Origin of the sequence: Blautia sp. MSJ-19, assembly GCF_018918125.1 — a bacterium.
Lineage (GTDB): Bacteria > Bacillota > Clostridia > Lachnospirales > Lachnospiraceae > Blautia_A.
Window position 1 is genome coordinate 152,231 of the sequence record NZ_JAHLQA010000004.1, and the last position, 19,105, is coordinate 171,335.

The 19,105-nt window shown below is 43.6% G+C and carries 15 protein-coding genes and 1 riboswitch; of the genes, 4 read left to right on the forward strand and 11 right to left on the reverse strand.

The annotated features are described in order from the left end of the window. The first annotated feature begins 7 nt into the window (after positions 1 to 7). Both pckA and KQI91_RS02270 read left to right on the forward strand, forming a co-directional pair. Positions 8 to 1,612 carry a phosphoenolpyruvate carboxykinase (ATP) gene (pckA, locus tag KQI91_RS02265; RefSeq protein WP_216391248.1) on the forward strand — a complete coding sequence of 535 codons (1,605 nt, stop codon included), beginning with the start codon at positions 8 to 10 and terminating at the stop codon, positions 1,610 to 1,612. Positions 1,613 to 1,738: 126 nt separating this feature from the next. Beyond that, the gene (locus KQI91_RS02270; RefSeq protein ID WP_216391249.1) at positions 1,739 to 3,544 is read left to right on the forward strand and encodes an alpha-amylase family glycosyl hydrolase; all 1,806 of its coding nucleotides are present in this window, start codon (positions 1,739 to 1,741) and stop codon (positions 3,542 to 3,544) included. 451 nt (positions 3,545 to 3,995) lie between these two features. Here KQI91_RS02270 and KQI91_RS02275 read toward each other — a convergent pair whose 3' ends face one another. From KQI91_RS02275 to KQI91_RS02300, 6 genes are all read right to left on the reverse strand, one after another. After that, complete coding sequence (locus KQI91_RS02275) at positions 3,996 to 4,610, reverse strand: ECF transporter S component (protein WP_216391250.1); 615 nt, start codon at positions 4,608 to 4,610, stop codon at positions 3,996 to 3,998. A 12-nt stretch (positions 4,611 to 4,622) separates the two neighbouring features. Beyond that, positions 4,623 to 5,606: a nucleoside hydrolase gene (locus KQI91_RS02280; protein WP_216391251.1), complete on the reverse strand. Its 984-nt coding sequence runs from the start codon at positions 5,604 to 5,606 to the stop codon at positions 4,623 to 4,625. Positions 5,607 to 5,696: 90 nt separating this feature from the next. After that, positions 5,697 to 5,741, reverse strand: a riboswitch (PreQ1 riboswitch). Positions 5,742 to 5,867: 126 nt separating this feature from the next. Further along, on the reverse strand, positions 5,868 to 7,352 hold the full coding sequence (locus tag KQI91_RS02285) for an AAA family ATPase (RefSeq protein WP_216391252.1): 1,485 nt from the start codon (positions 7,350 to 7,352) through the stop codon (positions 5,868 to 5,870). An 88-nt stretch (positions 7,353 to 7,440) separates the two neighbouring features. After that, on the reverse strand, positions 7,441 to 9,144 hold the full coding sequence (gene ade, locus KQI91_RS02290) for an adenine deaminase (protein WP_216391253.1): 1,704 nt from the start codon (positions 9,142 to 9,144) through the stop codon (positions 7,441 to 7,443). A gap of 87 nt (positions 9,145 to 9,231) precedes the next feature. Next, positions 9,232 to 11,421: a DNA topoisomerase III gene (locus KQI91_RS02295; protein WP_253288329.1), complete on the reverse strand. Its 2,190-nt coding sequence runs from the start codon at positions 11,419 to 11,421 to the stop codon at positions 9,232 to 9,234. Positions 11,422 to 11,541: 120 nt separating this feature from the next. Next, positions 11,542 to 12,207 (reverse strand): response regulator transcription factor, encoded by a 666-nt coding sequence (locus KQI91_RS02300; RefSeq protein ID WP_216391254.1) that lies wholly within the window; start codon positions 12,205 to 12,207, stop codon positions 11,542 to 11,544. A gap of 168 nt (positions 12,208 to 12,375) precedes the next feature. On the opposite strand from KQI91_RS02300, the gene KQI91_RS02305 reads away from it, so the two are divergent. Further along, positions 12,376 to 13,299, forward strand: a complete 924-nt coding sequence (locus tag KQI91_RS02305) for a diacylglycerol/lipid kinase family protein (protein WP_216391255.1) — start codon at positions 12,376 to 12,378, stop codon at positions 13,297 to 13,299. A 95-nt stretch (positions 13,300 to 13,394) separates the two neighbouring features. On the opposite strand, the gene KQI91_RS02310 is transcribed toward KQI91_RS02305, so the two are convergent. After that, complete coding sequence (locus KQI91_RS02310) at positions 13,395 to 14,408, reverse strand: glycosyltransferase family 2 protein (RefSeq protein WP_216391256.1); 1,014 nt, start codon at positions 14,406 to 14,408, stop codon at positions 13,395 to 13,397. After that, positions 14,405 to 15,463, reverse strand: coding sequence for an A/G-specific adenine glycosylase (gene mutY, locus KQI91_RS02315; RefSeq protein ID WP_216391257.1), 1,059 nt, complete (start codon positions 15,461 to 15,463; stop codon positions 14,405 to 14,407). The genes KQI91_RS02310 and mutY overlap by 4 nt, the downstream gene beginning before the upstream one ends. Positions 15,464 to 15,612: 149 nt before the next feature. On the opposite strand from mutY, the gene KQI91_RS02320 reads away from it, so the two are divergent. After that, a complete protein-coding gene (locus KQI91_RS02320) occupies positions 15,613 to 16,233 on the forward strand; it encodes an HAD family hydrolase (RefSeq protein WP_216391258.1) in 621 nt (206 codons plus the stop codon). 82 nt (positions 16,234 to 16,315) lie between these two features. Here the strand turns inward: KQI91_RS02320 and KQI91_RS02325 are convergent, their stop codons facing one another. The 3 genes from KQI91_RS02325 to KQI91_RS02335 form a co-directional block, all read right to left on the reverse strand. Next, positions 16,316 to 16,612, reverse strand: coding sequence for a DUF3784 domain-containing protein (locus tag KQI91_RS02325; protein ID WP_216391259.1), 297 nt, complete (start codon positions 16,610 to 16,612; stop codon positions 16,316 to 16,318). 24 nt (positions 16,613 to 16,636) lie between these two features. Beyond that, complete coding sequence (locus KQI91_RS02330; protein WP_253288330.1) at positions 16,637 to 18,607, reverse strand: L,D-transpeptidase family protein; 1,971 nt, start codon at positions 18,605 to 18,607, stop codon at positions 16,637 to 16,639. 203 nt (positions 18,608 to 18,810) lie between these two features. After that, positions 18,811 to 19,105 (reverse strand): hypothetical protein (locus tag KQI91_RS02335; RefSeq protein WP_216391260.1); only part of this gene is annotated, 295 nt, incomplete at its 5' end.

Sequence of the window (19,105 nt, forward strand, 5' to 3'; positions counted from 1 at the left end):
ATGTAAGATGGCAAAAATCGATTTAACTAAGTATGGCATCACAGGAACAACTGAAATTGTGTACAATCCTTCTTACGAAGTATTATTCGAGGAAGAGACCAAAGCAGGTCTTGAAGGATTTGAGGTAGGCCAGGAAACAGAACTTGGCGCTGTTAACGTAATGACAGGTATCTACACCGGACGTTCTCCTAAAGACAAATACATCGTTATGGATGAGAACTCCAAAGATACAGTTTGGTGGACTTCTGATGAATACAAAAACGACAACCATCCGGCTACTCAGGAAGCATGGACAGCTGTTAAAGATCTTGCAAAGAAAGAACTTTCCAACAAGAGACTTTTCGTAGTTGATGCATTCTGCGGTGCTAACAAAGATACTCGTATGGCTATCCGTTTCATCGTTGAAGTTGCATGGCAGGCACATTTCGTAACAAACATGTTCATCAAACCAACAGCTGAAGAACTTGAAACATTCGAGCCAGACTTCATCGTATACAATGCTTCCAAAGCAAAAGTTACAAACTACAAAGAACTTGGTCTGAACTCTGAAACAGCTGTAATGTTCAACATTACTTCCAAAGAGCAGGTTATCATCAACACATGGTACGGCGGAGAAATGAAAAAAGGTATGTTCTCTATGATGAACTACTTCCTTCCACTGAAAGGCATGGCTTCCATGCATTGCTCTGCAAACACAGATATGAACGGAGAAAACACCGCTATCTTCTTCGGACTTTCCGGAACAGGTAAAACAACTCTTTCCACAGACCCGAAACGTCTCCTGATCGGTGATGACGAACACGGCTGGGATGACAACGGTGTATTCAACTTCGAAGGTGGATGCTACGCTAAGGTTATCAACCTTGACAAAGAATCTGAACCAGACATCTACAATGCAATCAAACGTAACGCTCTTCTTGAGAACGTAACTGTTGATAAAGACGGAAAGATTGACTTCGCTGATAAGAGCGTAACAGAAAACACTCGTGTTTCCTACCCGATCGACCACATCGAAAAAATCGTTCGCCCGATTTCTTCTGCACCGGCAGCTAAGAACGTTATCTTCCTGTCCGCAGATGCATTCGGCGTACTGCCGCCAGTATCTATCCTGACACCAGAGCAGACACAGTACTACTTCCTGTCCGGATTCACAGCAAAACTTGCTGGTACAGAGCGTGGAATCACAGAGCCTACACCTACATTCTCAGCTTGCTTCGGCCAGGCATTCCTGGAACTGCATCCAACCAAATATGCAGAAGAACTTGTTAAGAAAATGGAAAAGAGCGGAGCAAAAGCTTACCTCGTTAACACAGGATGGAACGGAACCGGAAAACGTATCTCCATCAAAGATACCCGTGGTATCATCGATGCAATCCTGAACGGAGATATCCTGAAAGCTCCTACAAAGACAATTCCTTACTTCAACTTCGAAGTTCCTACAGAACTTCCAGGCGTTGACGCTGGAATCCTTGACCCACGTGACACATATGCAGATGCTGCACAGTGGGAAGAAAAAGCAAAAGATCTTGCTGCTAGATTTGTTAAGAACTTCGCTAAATACGAAGGAAATGCTGCAGGTAAAGCACTTGTTGCTGCTGGTCCTCAGGCATAATTTCATAACTGATAGCAAAACCCAGGGGCTGCCGTTTAACGACAGCCCCATAATTTTTATCCCTGTAAACAGGATAAAATATTTTAAATATGAAAAAGAAAATACTATGAAATGAGATGATAACACATGAGTTGGTATAACGAAGCTATTTTTTATCACATTTATCCATTAGGTCTTACCGGTGCTCCAAAACAGAATGAATACACAGAACCGGTACATCGCCTGAACACTCTTCTTCCATGGATCGACCATATCAAAGCGATCGGATGCACTGCCCTGTACATCGGACCTCTCTTCGAAAGTGTCGGACATGGATACGAAACCACTGATTATAAAAAACTGGATTCCCGTCTTGGAACCAATGACGATCTGACTGCTTTTGTCAAAGCATGTCATGAAAAAGGCATCAAGGTAATCTTTGACGGTGTATTCAACCACACAGGACGTGATTTCTTTGCATTTAAAGATATTCAGCAGAACCGTGAGAACTCCAGATATCTGAACTGGTACTGTAATGTCAATTTCTTGGGAAACAACGAATACAATGACGGATTTTCCTATGACAACTGGGGCGGATACAATCTGCTTGTTAAATTAAATCAGCGTAATTCGGAAGTACAGAATTATATCTGTGATGTGATCCGTTTCTGGGTTTCTGAGTTTGATGTTGATGGAATCCGTCTGGATGCCGCTGATGTCCTGGATTTTGATTTCATGCGTGCACTCCGCCGTACTGCCGAGGAAGTCAAACCTGATTTCTGGCTGATGGGGGAAGTGATTCACGGTGATTACAGCCGCTGGGTAAACGGCGAGACACTGCACAGTGTCACAAACTATGCACTGCACAAAGCTCTTTACAGTGGCCATAATGACCATAATTATTTCGAGATTGCTCATACCGTGAAATATCTCCAGAACATGGGAAATCTTACTCTGTACAACTTTGTCGATAACCACGATGTAGAGCGAATCTATACAAAACTGTCCAATAAAGCGCATTTTAATCCAGTTCATGTACTTCTTTATACTCTTCCTGGAGTTCCAAGTATCTATTATGGTTCTGAGTTTGGAATTGAAGGACGCAAGGAACGTTCTTCCGACGACAGCCTGAGACCTGCCCTGGATCTTGCAGACTACGCAAATGCGAAAGAAACAAATCCATGTACAGCTTTGGTTGCCGCTCTTGGAAAGATCAGACAGAATATCCCTGCTCTCAACTACGGAAGTTATGCAGAACTGCAGCTTACCAACCGCCAGTTTGCATTTGCACGTGACCTGGATGGTGTCCGTGTGATCGTAACTGTCAACAATGACGATAACGATGCCTGGATGAATCTCCCTGCCGGAAATGCTTCAGAATATGTTGGTACCCTAACCGGACAGAAAGTTACTGTCGAAGGTGGACGCATCAATGTATCTGTGGGTGCAAACAGCGGTGAAATTTGGGTACCTGCCGGTGATCTTGAAGAATATCAGCCATTTAAGGCCGAATTCTCAGCAAAGGCTGAAATTCCAAAAGCTGAATCTGTAGAAGAAGCTGGTGCTCTGACAGAAAAAGAAACTATTTCAGAGGATCAGAGTGCAGCACAGGAAACTGATGCAGAAAAAGCTTCCATTAAAGAAATCATCAGTACAGAAGAAACTGTTAGATCAACGGAAGAAGAGGCTGACGAAACCACAGATACAAACATTGTACAGGAAACTGCTGCTACCGAAGAGCCTCTTGCTACAACCGAAGAAAACTCCGTGGAAAAAGAGACCATCAAAGTTGATCCGAACAAATCTCCGGAAGATATGACTGTCGAAGAGCTTCAGGCTGCCATCCTCGCGAAGATGGCAAACAACGGACCAGTTACCGACCAGATGAAGAAGACTGTCTATGACAACATCTGGCACGACTCACTTGTAAACTGGATCAAGAGTTTCCGCTGATTCATATCATAAAAAACATACTGCATCGGAATCTCTTTAGCCTTTATTCTCGGTGCCCGTTTAAGACAAATTACTAAAAATCAACATCGGAAATCCGAAGTTACTTCTTATTCGGGGCATATTTGTTTTACATTGCTAAATTTCGACATCGGAATTTTAGTTTTATCCCTTAATCGAGGAAAATCAGTATTAAATCGATAAAGTGTGGCATCGGAGAATGTAAGTTTCCGTTAGATCGATGAAATCTTTTTCATACAATTTACTTCACAACGAAAGAGGAGCAACTCACACATCATTTTGTGTGACTGCTCCTCTTTTCACTTTTTATTTTATGGAGGTCAAACGGATATTCACAATCCGCTTGACTACTTGCTCATGACCAAATAACTGCTCCACAGTTTTGTTAAAAATTCTTATCTGCACATATGTTCTACATCTCTACAGATGTTTCCTACGCTGCTTTGTTATGCACATTCCCGGTCAGTCTCTGTCTCAGTTCTCCACTGAGCATTGTCACAAATACACTGACTACAAATACAGAAATACATCTGTCCAGATAATCTGTCAGGAACTGTACTGCAAAAATGCTTCCCGTCAGTCCAAGTGGTGTTCTGGAAAGAAGCTGTACCAGAATGGAAGATCCTGAAGAAGTGACGCCTCCAAATAATACTGCATTGATTACAGAACTCACAATGGTTCCCGGAACCGTGATCAAAGCTGCCGCAAACAACACTTTTGCTTTCTTTACGGATAACTTACGAAAAACAAGTCCGCTCATGATACCGGTAATGATTCCTACCGGTGCAAAATACAGAGAATAGATGTCTACTGTCATTCCCATAAAGATTCCACTGATCAGATTCGGCAGCATACCGAACCATGGACCAAGAACGGCTCCTGTCAGAATCGTTCCGATACTGTCCAGATAAATCGGCAGTTTCATAAACAGTGCGATCTGACCACCGACAATATTAATTCCTACCGCAAGCGCTACCAGACAGATCTGATACGCATTGATCCTGTTACCTGTGTGAACTTTTTTGTTTCTTTCCATTGTTGTCTTCATCCTGTCACCTCTTTACAGCTCATGCAGAAGTTTTAACTCTTCTTTTTTCCATCTGCTTCCGTCTTTTTTTCTGAGTACCCGTTCCATAAAGAATGCAAAAAATCTCTCAGAATCTGTATCTGTAAGAATTCTGCTGTTCGGTTCTTTTTTCCAGAAGTCCATGGAGTCTACAACCGTCTGCCCACGACAGAGTCCGTCGGTTGCAACTGCTGTAAAGCTGTCAAACCCATCACACATGGAGCGGTCAATAAAATATGCCACTGCCAAAGGATCGTTGATCACGCAGCCAATAATACCTTCCTGTTCCCAGTGAAAATCCATATAAAATCCTGTGATCTTACGGATAAATTCTCCCGTTTCCGAATCCAGACGACACATATATTCCAGCCTGTTCGGTGTCAGAACAATCTCTCTCGTCACATCCAGCCCGATCATATGAATCTTGCTTCCTGCTTTCGCAAAAAGATCATACACAACTGCAGCTGCATCCGGATCACACCAGTAGTTGTATTCCGCTACCGGCGAACAGTTTCCATGACTTTTGAAACTTCCTCCCATGGAAACAAGCTCTTCTACATTGCCAATCAGCTCCGGCTTCCTGGAAAATACTTTTGCCAGATTTGTCATCGGCCCAAGTGCGATAATAGAAATTTTTTCTCTTTCCAGAAGTTCTGTCAGGAAATCAACGGCATTCTGCTGTTCGCATTCCCCTTCTACTTCCGGGAGAAAACTTTCTCCAAGACCATCCATCCCGTGGGTGTCCTTCGCATCAATGTATTTTTCCCGAAGCGGAACCGCTTCTCCGATATAAACCGGGATATCCAGTCTATTAAGCTGTTTCAGTACCTTTCTTGCATTTGCAGCTCCCATGTCAGACGGCACATTGCCGGATACTGTTGTAATTGCCAGAATATCAAGTTCCGGAGAATTCACAGCAAGCATGATTGCAAGTGCATCGTCAATTCCCGGATCACAGTCTATGATAATTTTGCACATAAAAAAACTTCCAACCTTTCCTTCTTCTACGAGAATTTCTATTAAAAAATCCTCCACAGAAAAAGGCATCAACGATCGGAAGATACCTGAAAAGACCTAGTTTTTTATACTGGGAGGGTTTCGAACCAGTTATGAAATTTATAAAGTTTTTCATAAAACTTACTTATGAAACTTTCTGTAGTATAACAAAAGAATCTCCGGAATGCAAGACCCTTTTTGCATCCCGGAGTAAATTCTCGAAATAGAATCCTGAGATAATTTTTATTCAAATAATTTCTTTACCATCTCTGCATCAAAGGTTACAGAAGATACATGATTTACTTCAATCTGGTATAACGCATTGGCCGCAATATGCTCTGCCGCCTGCTCAAGATCACGGATACCGGTTGTATCTGCAAACTGCTCAATCACTGCATCAAGTCCGTCCGGAGCCACCACACACTCTTCCGCTTTGAGGCTCATACGTTTCAGAACTTTCGGAAGTGCAAATTTAGAAAAGATAACTTTCTTTTCTTCTGCTGTATAATCCGGAAGTTCAATGACCGCAAAACGGGACATCAAAGGAGCACTGATCTGTGCTTTGTCGTTGGCTGTCGCAATCGGATAAACACCGACAGTCGGAACCATACATTCCATATAGTTATCTGTAAATCCAAGGTTATCAAGAAGTGTCAGAAGCACATCCGCCGGGTTACCGTTTCCCTTGCCGTTGGTTGCCTTATCCAGCTCATTGATGATAAATACCAGATTGGACTCACCTGCCATAGAAAATGCTTCCATGATAATTCCAGGCTTTGCGTTGGCATATACACGAGAACTTCCTGTAAGCTGTTCCGGGTCGTTAATGGAGCTCATATCCAGTGTTGTCCACGGAAGTTTCAGGATACGAGCTACCGCATAGGCAATCTGAGATTTACCGGTTCCGGCAGGGCCAACCAGAAGCAGTCCATATGCCGGAAGTGTATGGGTACGGTTGATCTGAATGATCGTCTCGATGATTCTCTGTTTTACCTTTTCCATTCCATAAAGTTCTTCGTCCAGAATGCGGCGTGCTTCCACCGGATCAATGGATTCAAAGTAGTTATTCTTCCACTGAATGTTCATCATAATGGACAGTGCTCTCTGTGCATGTCTGCGTTCTTCCTGAGATACTTCATGTGATCTTGCAACCGCAAGGTTTCTTCTTGCCCAGAGACGGATGTTATCCGGCATGGTTCTTCCTGCACAGGTCATGAAGTCAGTGATGCTCTGAATACTGGTCAGCTTCATATCATCGCCGTCTTCGTCTTCCTCATCTCCCTCAGGAAGTTCTGTCGGTGCATTACTTGCAAGGAGACGTTCAATCATGAACTGCAGGAACCCATCCTCTGCAGACAGTTTTCCACCACCGCCAAAAGCAGTCTCGCGGATCTTATATACTGCATACCCTTCCGCTGTATTCTGTCCGGATAATCGTACACTGATATAGTTTTCGCCAAGCCATTTCACAAGACTTACAAAGCGAGCATCAATCTTGAGGATGTCTGCCGGAAAAACACCATCCTCTTCTTTGAACTCAAAAGAAGATTTCTGGTTCGGATTGGAAAAGACACCACAGGAATGGTGTTTCCACTGACGGCTCTTATTCTCAATGATCAGGATCGGTTTCTCCGGTGACGGTACTTTTTCGTTTGACTGAAATGTTGTGTAAGTACATTCCGGATCTTTCTTTTCTGTTTTGCTGTTGCTGAAATCAAATACTGGCATAATAAACTGCTACTCCTCTTTTATTGTTTGTATTATTGCAATGACTGATTTTACAGTCACATTTCTCATTACTGCGGACAGTGTATCACTAATTCTGATAAAACTCACCGGTACATACATCGTAGATTCCACGTGGAGTGATACGAATCTCCGGAATAACCGGAAGTGCCATAAAAGAAAGCGTGATAAATGGTGCTATTCCTGCCGGCACACCCATTTCGTGCGCTTTTCGAATCATGCGTTCCAGTTTTCTGTGGCTGTACTGAAAACCGGCATCACTCATCAGACCCATTACCGGAAGCTCCAGTGTATCATATATCTGCTGATCTGCCACCAGTGTATATCCGCCCTGTGTGCGAATCAGTTCCTGTACTGCAAGATACATATCTGCATCATTATCTCCAATCACAATTATATTGTGAGAATCATGAGAAACACTCGATGCAATTGCACCACCCCGGATTCCAAACCCGCTCACGACACCAACACCTGTTTTTCCGGTTGCTTTGTGTCGCTCAATTACTGCAATCTTCTGATACTGTTCATTCGACGCAAATGTTCCCTGCCCCGGAAGTATCTGTACGTTTTTACGTACAGTTGTAATCTCACCTTCCTGCATACCAATCACGGTAAATATGCCATTCGGTGATTCCAGTCTGAGATCATCTTCTGAAAATTTTCCTACATGAACAGTATTTTTTAATTTCTCCGGGCATTCCCGTACAATGATCTCACCGTCCTGCTCCACTTTTTTTCCTTTATAATAGACCTCCTGAATCGTCATTGCGTCCAGGTCATCCACAATGAGCAGATCTGCCTGATATCCCGGCGCGATTGCTCCGATATCAGACAGTCCATAGCATTTTGCAGAATTAATCGTTGCCATACAGACCGCATCCACCGGATTCATTCCAAGTCTGATCGCCTTACGCACGTTATGATCGATGTGACCTTCCTTTTCAATGTCTTCGATATGTTTGTCATCGGTGCAGAAACAGAATCCTTCACCATTCATCTGGTTCTGTACGATTCCTGTAACGATTGCTTTCAGGTTTCTTGCAGCACTTCCCTCACGGATATGTACGGTCATTCCATTCCGCCGCTCTTTCATTGCATATGCAAAATCAGAGCATTCGTGGTCGGTGGCGATTCCCGCCATCGCATATGCCTGCAGATCTGTGTCTGAAAGGAAAGGCGCATGTCCGTCACGGACTCTGTCACTGAACAGTTCCAGTTTGCGATGCATGGTTTCATCACCATTCACCACAGATACATAATCCATGACTTCTCCCAAACCAAGAATCCGCTTATTGGAAAGATACGGTTCCATATCCCGCGCTGTAAGGGTACATCCATTATCATCAATTGCCGTTGCCGGAACACAGGACGGCATCATTACAAAAACATTTGCATCCACATCTTCTGTCTGATTCAGAATATAATCAATGCCCTTTAAACCGGACACATTCGCCGATTCATGTGGATCTACGATAAACGTTGTCGTGCCATGTCTGGATGCTACAGTCACCAGCTCTGCGGGTGTCACAAGAGTGGATTCCAGATGCAGATGACTGTCTATAAAGCCCGGGCAGATATATCTGCCGCCCATGTCCCTTTCTTCTTCGCCCTGGTAGCTGCCGATTCCGACAATCATACCATCAGTAATGGCAACATCACCATCCAGGATCTCTCTGGTAAAAACATTCACAATACGGGCATTCTTCAGTACAAGTTCTGCTTTTTCCAGTCCACGGGTTACGTTTGAACATTTCTGATACTTCTGTAACTTCATAAAGCCCACTCTCCTTTTTATGTCTGCTGCCAGCAGCAGTTCTATTTTTACCTTCTTTTATTTCTATCCAAAATCTGCAGCCGAAAATTAATCCAGTTTGAGCCCGGCAAGAGCCTGTGCAAATGCATTGTTCACTGGTTCTGCTGCTTCTTTTTGCTGCTTTTTGAGATATTTCTGTACGTCTCTTTTGTTGACACCGGCCCCTTCTTTTGCTCTTCTCGCCTGGAAAGAAGACAGCTTTTCTTTGTATCCGCATCCACATACGAAGGTTTCTTCTTTGCCTTTTACCAGCATCTCCATTCTCTTGTGGCATTTCGGACAACGCGCATTTGTTGTACGGGAAATCGTTTCTCTGTATCCACATTCACGGTCCTGGCATACCAGCATCTTGCTGTTCTTGCCATTTACTGCCAGCATTCGTTTGCCACAGTTCGGACAGATCTTGTTCGTAAGGTTGTCATGCCGGAATGTACCGGTTCCTGCCTTGATCTCTCCAACAATTTCTTCTGTGTACTCCCGGATTCCGTCAAGAAAGACTTTTTGTTGCAGTCTGCCTTTTGAAATATCGGACAGTTTCTTTTCCCAGTCTGCCGTCAGTTCCGGTTTCTTTAAATCTTCCGGAACAAGTTCCAGAAGCTGTTTCGCCTTTGATGTCAGATAAATCTCGTTTCCTCTCTTTTCCATAAGGAAGGTATGGAAAAGTTTCTCAATGATATCGGCTCTGGTCGCAACCGTTCCAAGTCCACCAGTCTCTCCAAGTGTCTTTGCTGCCTGTGCATCTTTTGAAGACATATATTTTACCGGATTCTCCATCGCAGCCAGCAGCGTAGCTTCGGTAAAATGTGCCGGCGGCTTTGTTTTTCCTGATATTATACGGATGCTGTCTATCGAAAGCTTCTCTCCCTGCTTCAGTACCGGAAGATTCTGATCCTTCAGTGTCTGCTCTTCTTCGTCATCCTCCGTACTTCCACCTTCGTAGACTTCTTTCCATCCAGCGCTTACAACTGCCTTTCCACTTGCAACAAAACTCTGTCCTGCAGCCTTCGCTTCCATAGAAGTCTGCTCATATTCAAATGGCGGATACAGCACACTTAAGAATCTCCGCACGACCATATCATAAATCTTGCGCTCTTCATTTGTCATATGATCCAACTGTACAAACTGCTCTGTCGGAATGATTGCATGATGATCACTGACTTTTTTGTCATCCACAAAACTTCCGTTTGTGTGGATTGGTTTGCTGATCAGAGCTCCTGCAAATTTCCTGTACGGACCTGTACCACAGGCTTTCAGGCGTTCCTTGAGCGTAGGAACAACATCCTTGCCAATATAGCGGGAATCTGTTCTCGGATATGTCAGAACTTTGTGATTCTCATAAAGTCTCTGCATGATATTCAGCGTTTCTTTTGCTGAAAATCCGTATTTCTGATTTGCCTCTCGCTGAAGCGTGGTCAGATCATACAGTCCCGGAGCCATGGTTTTCTTAGGCTTTCTGGATACATTCACAACTTCCAGTGCTGTATTGGAAACCTTTTTCTGGATTTCTTCTACACGCTCTTTCTGGAACGTCCGATAGCTTCCGCTCCTTGTGTCTTTCCAGGTCCACTGTATGCCACCTGCCTGCAAAGTCATTCCGAAATAATCTTCCGGCTGGAACTTACGGATTTCTTCTTCTCGTCTGGCTATGATCGCAAGTGTCGGCGTCTGTACTCTTCCACAAGAAAGCTGTGCATTATGTTTGCAGGTCAGTGCTCTTGTTCCGTTGATTCCAACCAGCCAGTCAGCTTCTGCCCTCGCAACTGCTGCACGGTAAAGATTATCATAATCTCTGCCATCTTTCAGATTCTTAAATCCATCGCGAATAGCTTTGTCCGTTACAGACGAGATCCACAGACGGCGGATCGGTTTGCGACATCCGGATTTATCCAGAATCCAGCGTGCAACCAGTTCTCCTTCTCTTCCTGCATCCGTTGCAATGATCACATCTCCGATATCTTTGCGGAACAGCTGCGTCTTAACAGCCTGGTATTGTTTGGAAGTCTGTCGGATAACGACCAGTTTCATCTTGTCCGGCATCATCGGCAGAGTCTCCATATCCCATTTGATATATTTTTTATCGTACTCTTCCGGATCTGCAAGAGTCACAAGATGTCCAAGTGCCCATGTCACAACGTATTCTTTGCCTTCCAGGATTCCGTTCCCTTTTTGCGTACAGTGGAGCACTCTTGCGATATCCCTCGCCACAGATGGTTTCTCTGCTATTACCAATGACTTCATAATTCTGCCTCTTTCTCAAATTTGCTTTGATGTGAGTATAGCATATCCCAACTAAAAAAGGAAGGTAAGCCACCTTCCTTTGTATCAGAAACTTTATAGTTTTTCCGGATTCTGTTCCTTTTATTTTCCGATTTTGTATCCCACTCCACGCACGGTTTCAATCAGTTCTCCTGCGCTTCCCAGTTTCTGGCGGAGTGTTCGTATATGCACATCAACCGTTCTGCTTTCTCCATCGAATTCATATCCCCAGATCTGATTCAACAGCTGTGTCCTGGAGAGTACCATACCACTGTTTTTCAACAAAAGCGCAAGCATTTCATATTCTTTTAATGTCAGATTTACCGGTTCCTGATCTACAGTCACCACGTGTTTTGACGGGCACAGATACAAATTTTCCAGATGATACTCTTCTGCTCCGGTATCTTCTGCCCTTCGCATCCTCGCCTTGATACGTGAGATCAGTTCCATCATGCGGAATGGTTTTGGGATATAGTCATCCGCACCACTGTCCAGCCCCATGACCACATCATATTCTGTTCCTTTTGCAGTCAGCATGATAATCGGAAGTTTGCGTGTATCCGGTCTGGTACGAAGTTTTCGGAGAATAGAAATACCATCTTCTTCCGGGAGCATGATATCCAGAAGAATCAGTGCCGGCAATTCTTTATCCAACTCTTTCCAGAACAGAGAGGGACGTTCAAATCCCTTTGCATCCATCCCCTGACTCTTTAATGTATATACTACAAGTTCACGAATACTCTCATCATCTTCTACGAGATAAATCATTTATTTCCTCCTGCCTGTTCTTTTTCATCTTTCACTCTGACCAGGACCTTTTTTATCTTTTTGCAAAGTATACGGAACGAACGTTAAATTTCCAGTCCGCAGCATGTTAAATGTTTGTAAATTCCTGTCGAACATGCTATGATAAACAAGAATATAATGGAGGAAATCATGTACTATTTTATTATAAATCCCAATTCCCGCTCCGGCAAAGGAGCTTTGATCTGGCAAGATCTGGAAAAGGTTTTACAGGAACGCAACATCGAATATAAAACATTTTTTACCCAATACAAAGGACATGCGGCTCTTCTTTCAGCATCTATTACCGAAGATCTGCCCGACGGAGACACCCTCAAATTAATCGCGGTCGGCGGAGACGGAACGATCCAGGAGGTCTTAAGTGGTGTCAGAGATCTTTCTCTCATTACTTTTGGCTATATCCCTACCGGTTCCGGAAATGATTTCTGCCGCAGTATGAAACTTCCCCAGGATCCTATGAAAGCTCTCGAACTGATTCTTTCAGACAAACGTCCGCATCCTATGGATGTTCCGCACATTTCCTGCGGCTCCAGCAGCAGTCGCTTTGCGATCAGCTGCGGAATCGGTTTCGATGCAGCTGTATGTCACGAAGTCGGTGTCACTCCTATGAAAAAAGTACTGAACAAACTTGGGCTGGGCAAACTGGTCTATCTTTTTGTGGCATTAAAGCAACTGCTTTTCCTCACCCCCTCCCCCATGACGCTCATCATGGATGGAAACAGAAAAGAAGAATTTTCCAGAGTTTATTTTACGGCTGTTATGAACCAGAAATACGAGGGTGGCGGTTTCAAATTCTGCCCGGATGCCAGCCCGTCTGATGGTTATCTGGATGTGATCGTCGTGGACAGCTTAAGTAAACCCAAAGTACTGTGCTGTCTTCCGACTGCTTTTTTCGGAAAACATACACATTTTAAGGGAATTCACATTTTCCGCTGCAAAAAAATCGATATCCACAGTGAAGCCAGACTGGCAGTACATAAAGACGGAGAATCTGCCGGTCTTCTGCATGATTTTTCTGTTTGTATGGAAGATCAGCAGATTAATATGCTTTCCTGATCAAAGTTGAGTCCCTGTCGGTTCAATAGTTCCATTAATCACAAAAAGACTTCTGAGAAAACTCTCCAGAAGTCTTTTTGATTAATCATGATTAATTAGTTAAATCCATAAAATTTCTGACAGATCTTGTACGCAGCTACAAACATCTTACGTCCGCCTCTTCCCGGAAGATTGGCAGCACGTCCCAGGATGCTGTAACGAAGCTTGTGATACAGCCAGAGATCCTGCTCACGGATATATTCCAGCATTTCTTTTTTCTTGTCCAGTGCCTCCTGTGTGCCGGCACGTACCAGCATAATGGAAGAAACTGTTGTAATGATGTCCAGATAACTCAGCATATATTTCTTGAGATGCTTATTGTCAAACTGGCATCTGTGAAACGCGTCCGCCATGAGTTTATTCACACGAATCTGCTGATCAATTCTCTTGATCATTACTTTTTCATTGACTGACTGGTCATCTCTTCCGATAAAATAACGATAGAAATTCACATCCAGATAGTACATATTCTTTACGGACGGAAGCGGTTCAAATGCGAACAGATTATCCACATAGAACGTATGCTTCGGCAGCTCTAATCCACATTCATGAAGAAGTTTTGTACGATAAATGATAGAATGCATCAGCAGATATTTGCCTTTTGGCATATGCACACTGTCCCATCCAAAAATCTCATTAACCGGAAGACAGTGTCTGTACTGCATAACTTTTTTGCGGGTTGCCCCCTGTTTTTCATAAACAAAGTTACTGATCAGCATATCCAGTGTTTTCGGACCACGAGTCAGTTCTTCCAGCGTTCGGAGGATCTGCATATAAGCTTCCTCATTTACCCAGTCATCACTGTCCACAACTTTGAAATAAAGCCCTGTAGCATTGCGAATTCCTGCATTTACCGCCTCTCCATGTCCACCATTCTCCTGATGAACAGCTTTGACGATCGTCGGATATTTTTCGGCATAGGCATCTGCAATCTCAGCAGTTCGGTCAGAAGATCCGTCATTAACGACAAGGATTTCCACCTCTTCTCCACCTTTTAACAGGGATTCGATACATTTTCCCATATATGCTTCTGAATTATAACATGGAATTGCGATACTCAACAATTTCATTTTCCTGATTCCTCCTTCATGTATTTAACGTAGGCTCTGAATGCAGACGGAATCGCGTACTGCTTTTCAGACTGTTTTTTTCCTGCAAAAATAAATGGCAGTTCTCTGTCTGTATCCAGTGAAGCCACTCGGATACGATATCCAATCATTCTCCACTCAATATGTGAAAAAATATGTTTTGCATCTGGAAGTTCTTCTATATAAAGTGGTTCCAGCTGCATATCTTTTACTTTTTCCAGGGCTTCTTTCCGACTGAGATGTCCCTCTACATTCGGAAGTTCATATAACCCCGCAAGAAGTCCTGTCTGCGGACGTTTCTGTATCGCAGTCCGCTCTCCATCCTGAATCACAAGTACGGTCCTGCTCTCCAGAAGGCGTTTTTTCTTTGGTGCTTTGACCGGAAGTTCTTCTACCGTACCATGTCTGTAAGCCATACAAAATGCTGCCACCGGACAGGTTTCGCAGTGTGCCGGACCATTTGGCACACAGACAACAGCCCCAAGCTCCATCAGTGCCTGATTAAAATCGCCGGGAGCATCCTGCGGCATCACTTCCTGTAGTTTCTGTTCGACCTGACGGCGTACTGACTGCTTCATAATATCCTGTCTGTCTTCTGTGATTCTGGACAGGACACGTAAAACATTTCCATCCACGGCCGGTACCGGAATATGATAGGCAATGGATGCGATCGCGCCAGCTGTATAGCTGCCAATCCCTTTAAGTTCCAGAAGTTTTTCATAAGAGGCCGGAAGTTCGCCCTCATACTCAGCAACGACTGTCTGTGCCGCCATCTGCATATTACGGACACGATTGTAGTATCCCAGTCCCTCCCACAGCTTCATCAACTTCTCTTCCGGACATTCTGCCAGCGCCTGTACATCCGGAAGCTCTCCGACAAATCGAAGGAAATAGGGCTTCACCGCTTCTACCCTGGTCTGTTGAAGCATAATCTCAGACACCCAGGTATAATAGGCTTTGTCCTGATCCCTCCACGGAAGAATCCGTTTGTTCTTTCTGTACCAGTCCGTCAGTGGCTGTACAATGTCATTCAGCATAAAGTTCCTCCAGTTTTGTTGCTACGGAATACTGTATCTTTTAGTATACCATAAATCATGTCAAATGACAGTTGATTTTTTCTATTTTAGCAGATAGAATATTAACAATAGTAATTCTAATAATTCTGATTATTTGAAAGGATCATATTATGGACAGCATTATTTTTGACGTTGACGGCACTTTATGGGATTCTACCGAGATCGTAGCCACAGCCTGGACCGCATATCTGCAAAACGAAGAACATTTGGATATTACGCTGACATCAGCACGACTGATGACACTTTTCGGACAGCCCCTTTCAGATATTGCACGACAGATTTTTCCCGATTTTCCAGAATCAGAACAGCTTCGCCTGATCGATGGCTGCTGTCAGGCAGAACACGATGCACTTCTTAAGGAATGCGCACCTCTTTATGAGGATCTGGAAAAAATGCTTCAGATTATGAGTCAGAAATACCCTCTCTACATCGTAAGCAACAGTCAGAGTGGCTATATCGAAGTTTTTCTCCAAACTTCCGGACTGGGCAAATATTTCAAAGGGCATCTCTGTAATGGAGATACCGGTCTGGATAAAGGTTCTAATATTCGTCGCATTGCAGACACTTATAGTCTGAAAGCCCCCGTCTATGTCGGTGATACACTCGGCGATTACCAGGCCTGCCAGAAAGCCGGTGTTCCTTTTATTCTGGCAGAATATGGATTCGGAGAAGTCTCTGATCCGGATGCACGCATCAGTAAGCCAATGGACCTTGTTAAAATTTCTCTGTAAATTTTCTTTTTACTCACGACATAATTATTGCACAAAAAAAGTATGGGAGGTTTGAATGCCTTCCATACTTTTTTGTTATGCTTTATTTTCTGGCACATTTAAACTTGAGATAAAGTACCAGACCTGCAAGGATTGCCAGCAACACTATGATATAACCAATCTTTGCAGCAAGTGCTGTCGTATAAGAATCAATAAATGTTGCGATTCCGATCAGGATCAGTGCTACACCGGAACCCCATGTCATTTTTTTCTCATCGTATTTTTCTTTACGGAGCTTGGTATTTCCGCCTTTCAGGAAAATATCTCCGTGTCCTGTCAGAAGCATGATCCCCACGATCAGTGCAGCTCCGGCAAGAATAAAATCAAAAGATCTGTCCATTTTTCTCTCCTGTAATCCAATTATTTAGTAGAAGCAGACAATCGGTACGCCATACTGTATCAGATCATAAAGTACTGCTGCATTTTCCGGCGGCAGATTGATACATCCGTGAGAACCATTGGTCAGATAAATATCTCCTCCAAATTCATCTCTCCAGGTCGCATCATGGAAACCAATACCACCATCAAACGGCATCCAGTATTCTACTTTCTGTTCGTACTCATACGTGCCATCCGCTTTCTGTGCACCTCGTAATACATCCGGGCTCTTTTTGTAATAAAGAGTGAAAATACCTGAATGTGTCTGCCGGTCTGCGTAGCTCATGTTACCGGATACGAAATCCGATTCAAAAATATCGGCTCCATTCTGATAATAGTACATATGCTGTTCGCTCAGATCTACTTCTATATAAGTATCTCCCAGATCATTCACACCATAGGAATTTGCGGTCTGTGCATAAATCGGCTCTCTGCTTGTCTGTGTACCGGACTGTATCTCCTGACTCAGCTGTGCAGCTTCTGCTGCCTGATCAATCTTCCAGCCGTATACAGAACTGGAAACATAGACCGTTCTGCCACTTGTTGCCTGGAACTCTCGCTCGGTACCAACTGTATCATAGGTTGCAGCAAGCTGTGCCACATAATCTGCCACATGCTGCTGGAAGGAATTGTCATCCCAGATCAGCTGACCTTTTTCGTCAAACTGCAGCCAGTCTTTGATCGTATCTCCATTCAGCGTCGTTGTCTGCGTTCCGAATGTATATGTGATACTTGCTTTTGTGTAGTTGTTGCACGCTTCCAGAGCGGACTGCAATTCCGGACTGTCACTTCTCACATCTGCACTGACATATGCTTCTGGTGTATCATTAAAGTCGATAGATGTCTTTCCCTCGGAAACAGCTTCATTCAGCACCTGATAAGCTGCCTTGATATCCAGCTTACTTCCTTCTGTTTCCGGAACAATCACAAACTGCCCATCTTGATACGCAACATATGCATTTTCTGGTTCAGTCTGATTTTCTGCTTTTGCACACTCCAGAGCCTTTAACTGTTCCTGAAGCTGTGTTTTATTGTATCCTGTATTTTCGGATACCGTATAGCTCTTCTGTTCGTAAAGTCCTCTAATCCATTCGTATGGCTTCTGCTGCTTCAACAGTGCCAGTACTTCACCTGTGGAAAGATACTGATAACTGATATCCTGCCCGGAAATTGACTGTGCCGCAAGATTTCTGGATGAAACTTCAATCGAATAACTCTGAAATTTCTGTTTAAAAGCATCCTCTACTTCATATGCAGTCATCTGTGAACAGTCTACTCCATTGATCCAGGTGCCTTCAAAAAATCGATCCGCAAAATAATAGCTGACCGCACCGTATGCACATCCTCCAAGTACCAGAACCATCAATATGATCAATCCAAAGATACGGAGTCCTTTATGTTTTCCTTTTTTCTTTGGAACTTCCGTTTCCTGTTGAACAGGTTCTCTGGAAGTGGTCGACTGAGATGAGGCTTTTTTCTGCGGTACTGTCCTTTGCTGTACATTTTGCTGTGACTGTTCTTCATAATCATCAATCGGAACATATACCACCGGACCGGGTCTCGCAGATTTGCGCTTCGTTCTCACCGGCTGGGGCTCTTCTTCATATTCCTCTGCATCTTCGTATTCGTCATCGACGTTTTCATATTCCTCATCAGAATCATCGTCATATTCTTCTGAATCATATTCATCTTCCGATTCATACGTATCTGTGGATTCGTATTCGTCCTCTGCCTCATACTCCTCTTCAGCTTCCTCATATTCATGCTGATCTTCGTATGTTTCTTCATACTCCGGTACGGAATCATCATAATCTCCAAGATCATCCAGCTCATCATCTTCTGTATCTGCTATGATCTTGTCCATGGCTGCATTGATTTTTGCCTCAATGTCTGCATTCCCGCCAGGTACTCCTGTGTCACCCTCCGGCAGTTTGCGCCTGTTTTCTCCGTTGCTCATTTAATATACTCCCTGAATATAATCAATTAAACGCCATTCATTATATGCCTATATTTTCCTGTAACGTTTCCATTATAACATACTTCTGTATTTTTGCACCTTAAATTATCGCTTTTTTGAATTCTTTTTCTTCTCAATATGGTACAGAAAAAGTCGCTAAAGCACAGAGTGATTTTCCATGCCTTAGCGACTTAAGTTGTACATTATCTGACTTCAAATGAAAGTGCTGCTCGTTTTACTGTTCCTGTACTGTCTTTGACATCTACATACAGGGTCTTCTTTCCTTTCGCTCCTGTTTTCCATGTGCAGGTCGAGGATGTTCCAAAATCGCGGATCTTATACCAGTTTCCTTTGGCATCGCAAATGATGAATTTATAAGTATAGCTTCCGCTTCCTCCCGTTGCTTTTGCACTCAGTTTTACCTGTATTCCACTTGCTGCACTTCCGGATGGCGATGCGGTCAGGGTCGCACTGATTTCTTTATTCTGTACTGTAAAT

Excerpts from the sequence above, each read along its gene's own strand:
- KQI91_RS02320 (WP_216391258.1), top strand. The coding sequence starts at position 15,613 with ATGGACAGCATTATTTTTGACGTTGACGGCACTTTATGGGATTCTACC.
- ade (WP_216391253.1), bottom strand. The coding sequence starts at position 9,144 with ATGAAGTTACAGAAGTATCAGAAATGTTCAAACGTAACCCGTGGACTG.
- KQI91_RS02280 (WP_216391251.1), bottom strand. The coding sequence starts at position 5,606 with ATGTGCAAAATTATCATAGACTGTGATCCGGGAATTGACGATGCACTT.
- KQI91_RS02300 (WP_216391254.1), bottom strand. The coding sequence starts at position 12,207 with ATGATTTATCTCGTAGAAGATGATGAGAGTATTCGTGAACTTGTAGTA.
- KQI91_RS02330 (WP_253288330.1), bottom strand. The coding sequence starts at position 18,607 with ATGAGCAACGGAGAAAACAGGCGCAAACTGCCGGAGGGTGACACAGGA.
- KQI91_RS02325 (WP_216391259.1), bottom strand. The coding sequence starts at position 16,612 with ATGGACAGATCTTTTGATTTTATTCTTGCCGGAGCTGCACTGATCGTG.
- KQI91_RS02285 (WP_216391252.1), bottom strand. The coding sequence starts at position 7,352 with ATGCCAGTATTTGATTTCAGCAACAGCAAAACAGAAAAGAAAGATCCG.
- pckA (WP_216391248.1), top strand. The coding sequence starts at position 8 with ATGGCAAAAATCGATTTAACTAAGTATGGCATCACAGGAACAACTGAA.
- KQI91_RS02275 (WP_216391250.1), bottom strand. The coding sequence starts at position 4,610 with ATGAAGACAACAATGGAAAGAAACAAAAAAGTTCACACAGGTAACAGG.
- KQI91_RS02295 (WP_253288329.1), bottom strand. The coding sequence starts at position 11,421 with ATGAAGTCATTGGTAATAGCAGAGAAACCATCTGTGGCGAGGGATATC.
- KQI91_RS02310 (WP_216391256.1), bottom strand. The coding sequence starts at position 14,408 with ATGAAATTGTTGAGTATCGCAATTCCATGTTATAATTCAGAAGCATAT.
- KQI91_RS02305 (WP_216391255.1), top strand. The coding sequence starts at position 12,376 with ATGTACTATTTTATTATAAATCCCAATTCCCGCTCCGGCAAAGGAGCT.
- KQI91_RS02270 (WP_216391249.1), top strand. The coding sequence starts at position 1,739 with ATGAGTTGGTATAACGAAGCTATTTTTTATCACATTTATCCATTAGGT.
- mutY (WP_216391257.1), bottom strand. The coding sequence starts at position 15,463 with ATGCTGAATGACATTGTACAGCCACTGACGGACTGGTACAGAAAGAAC.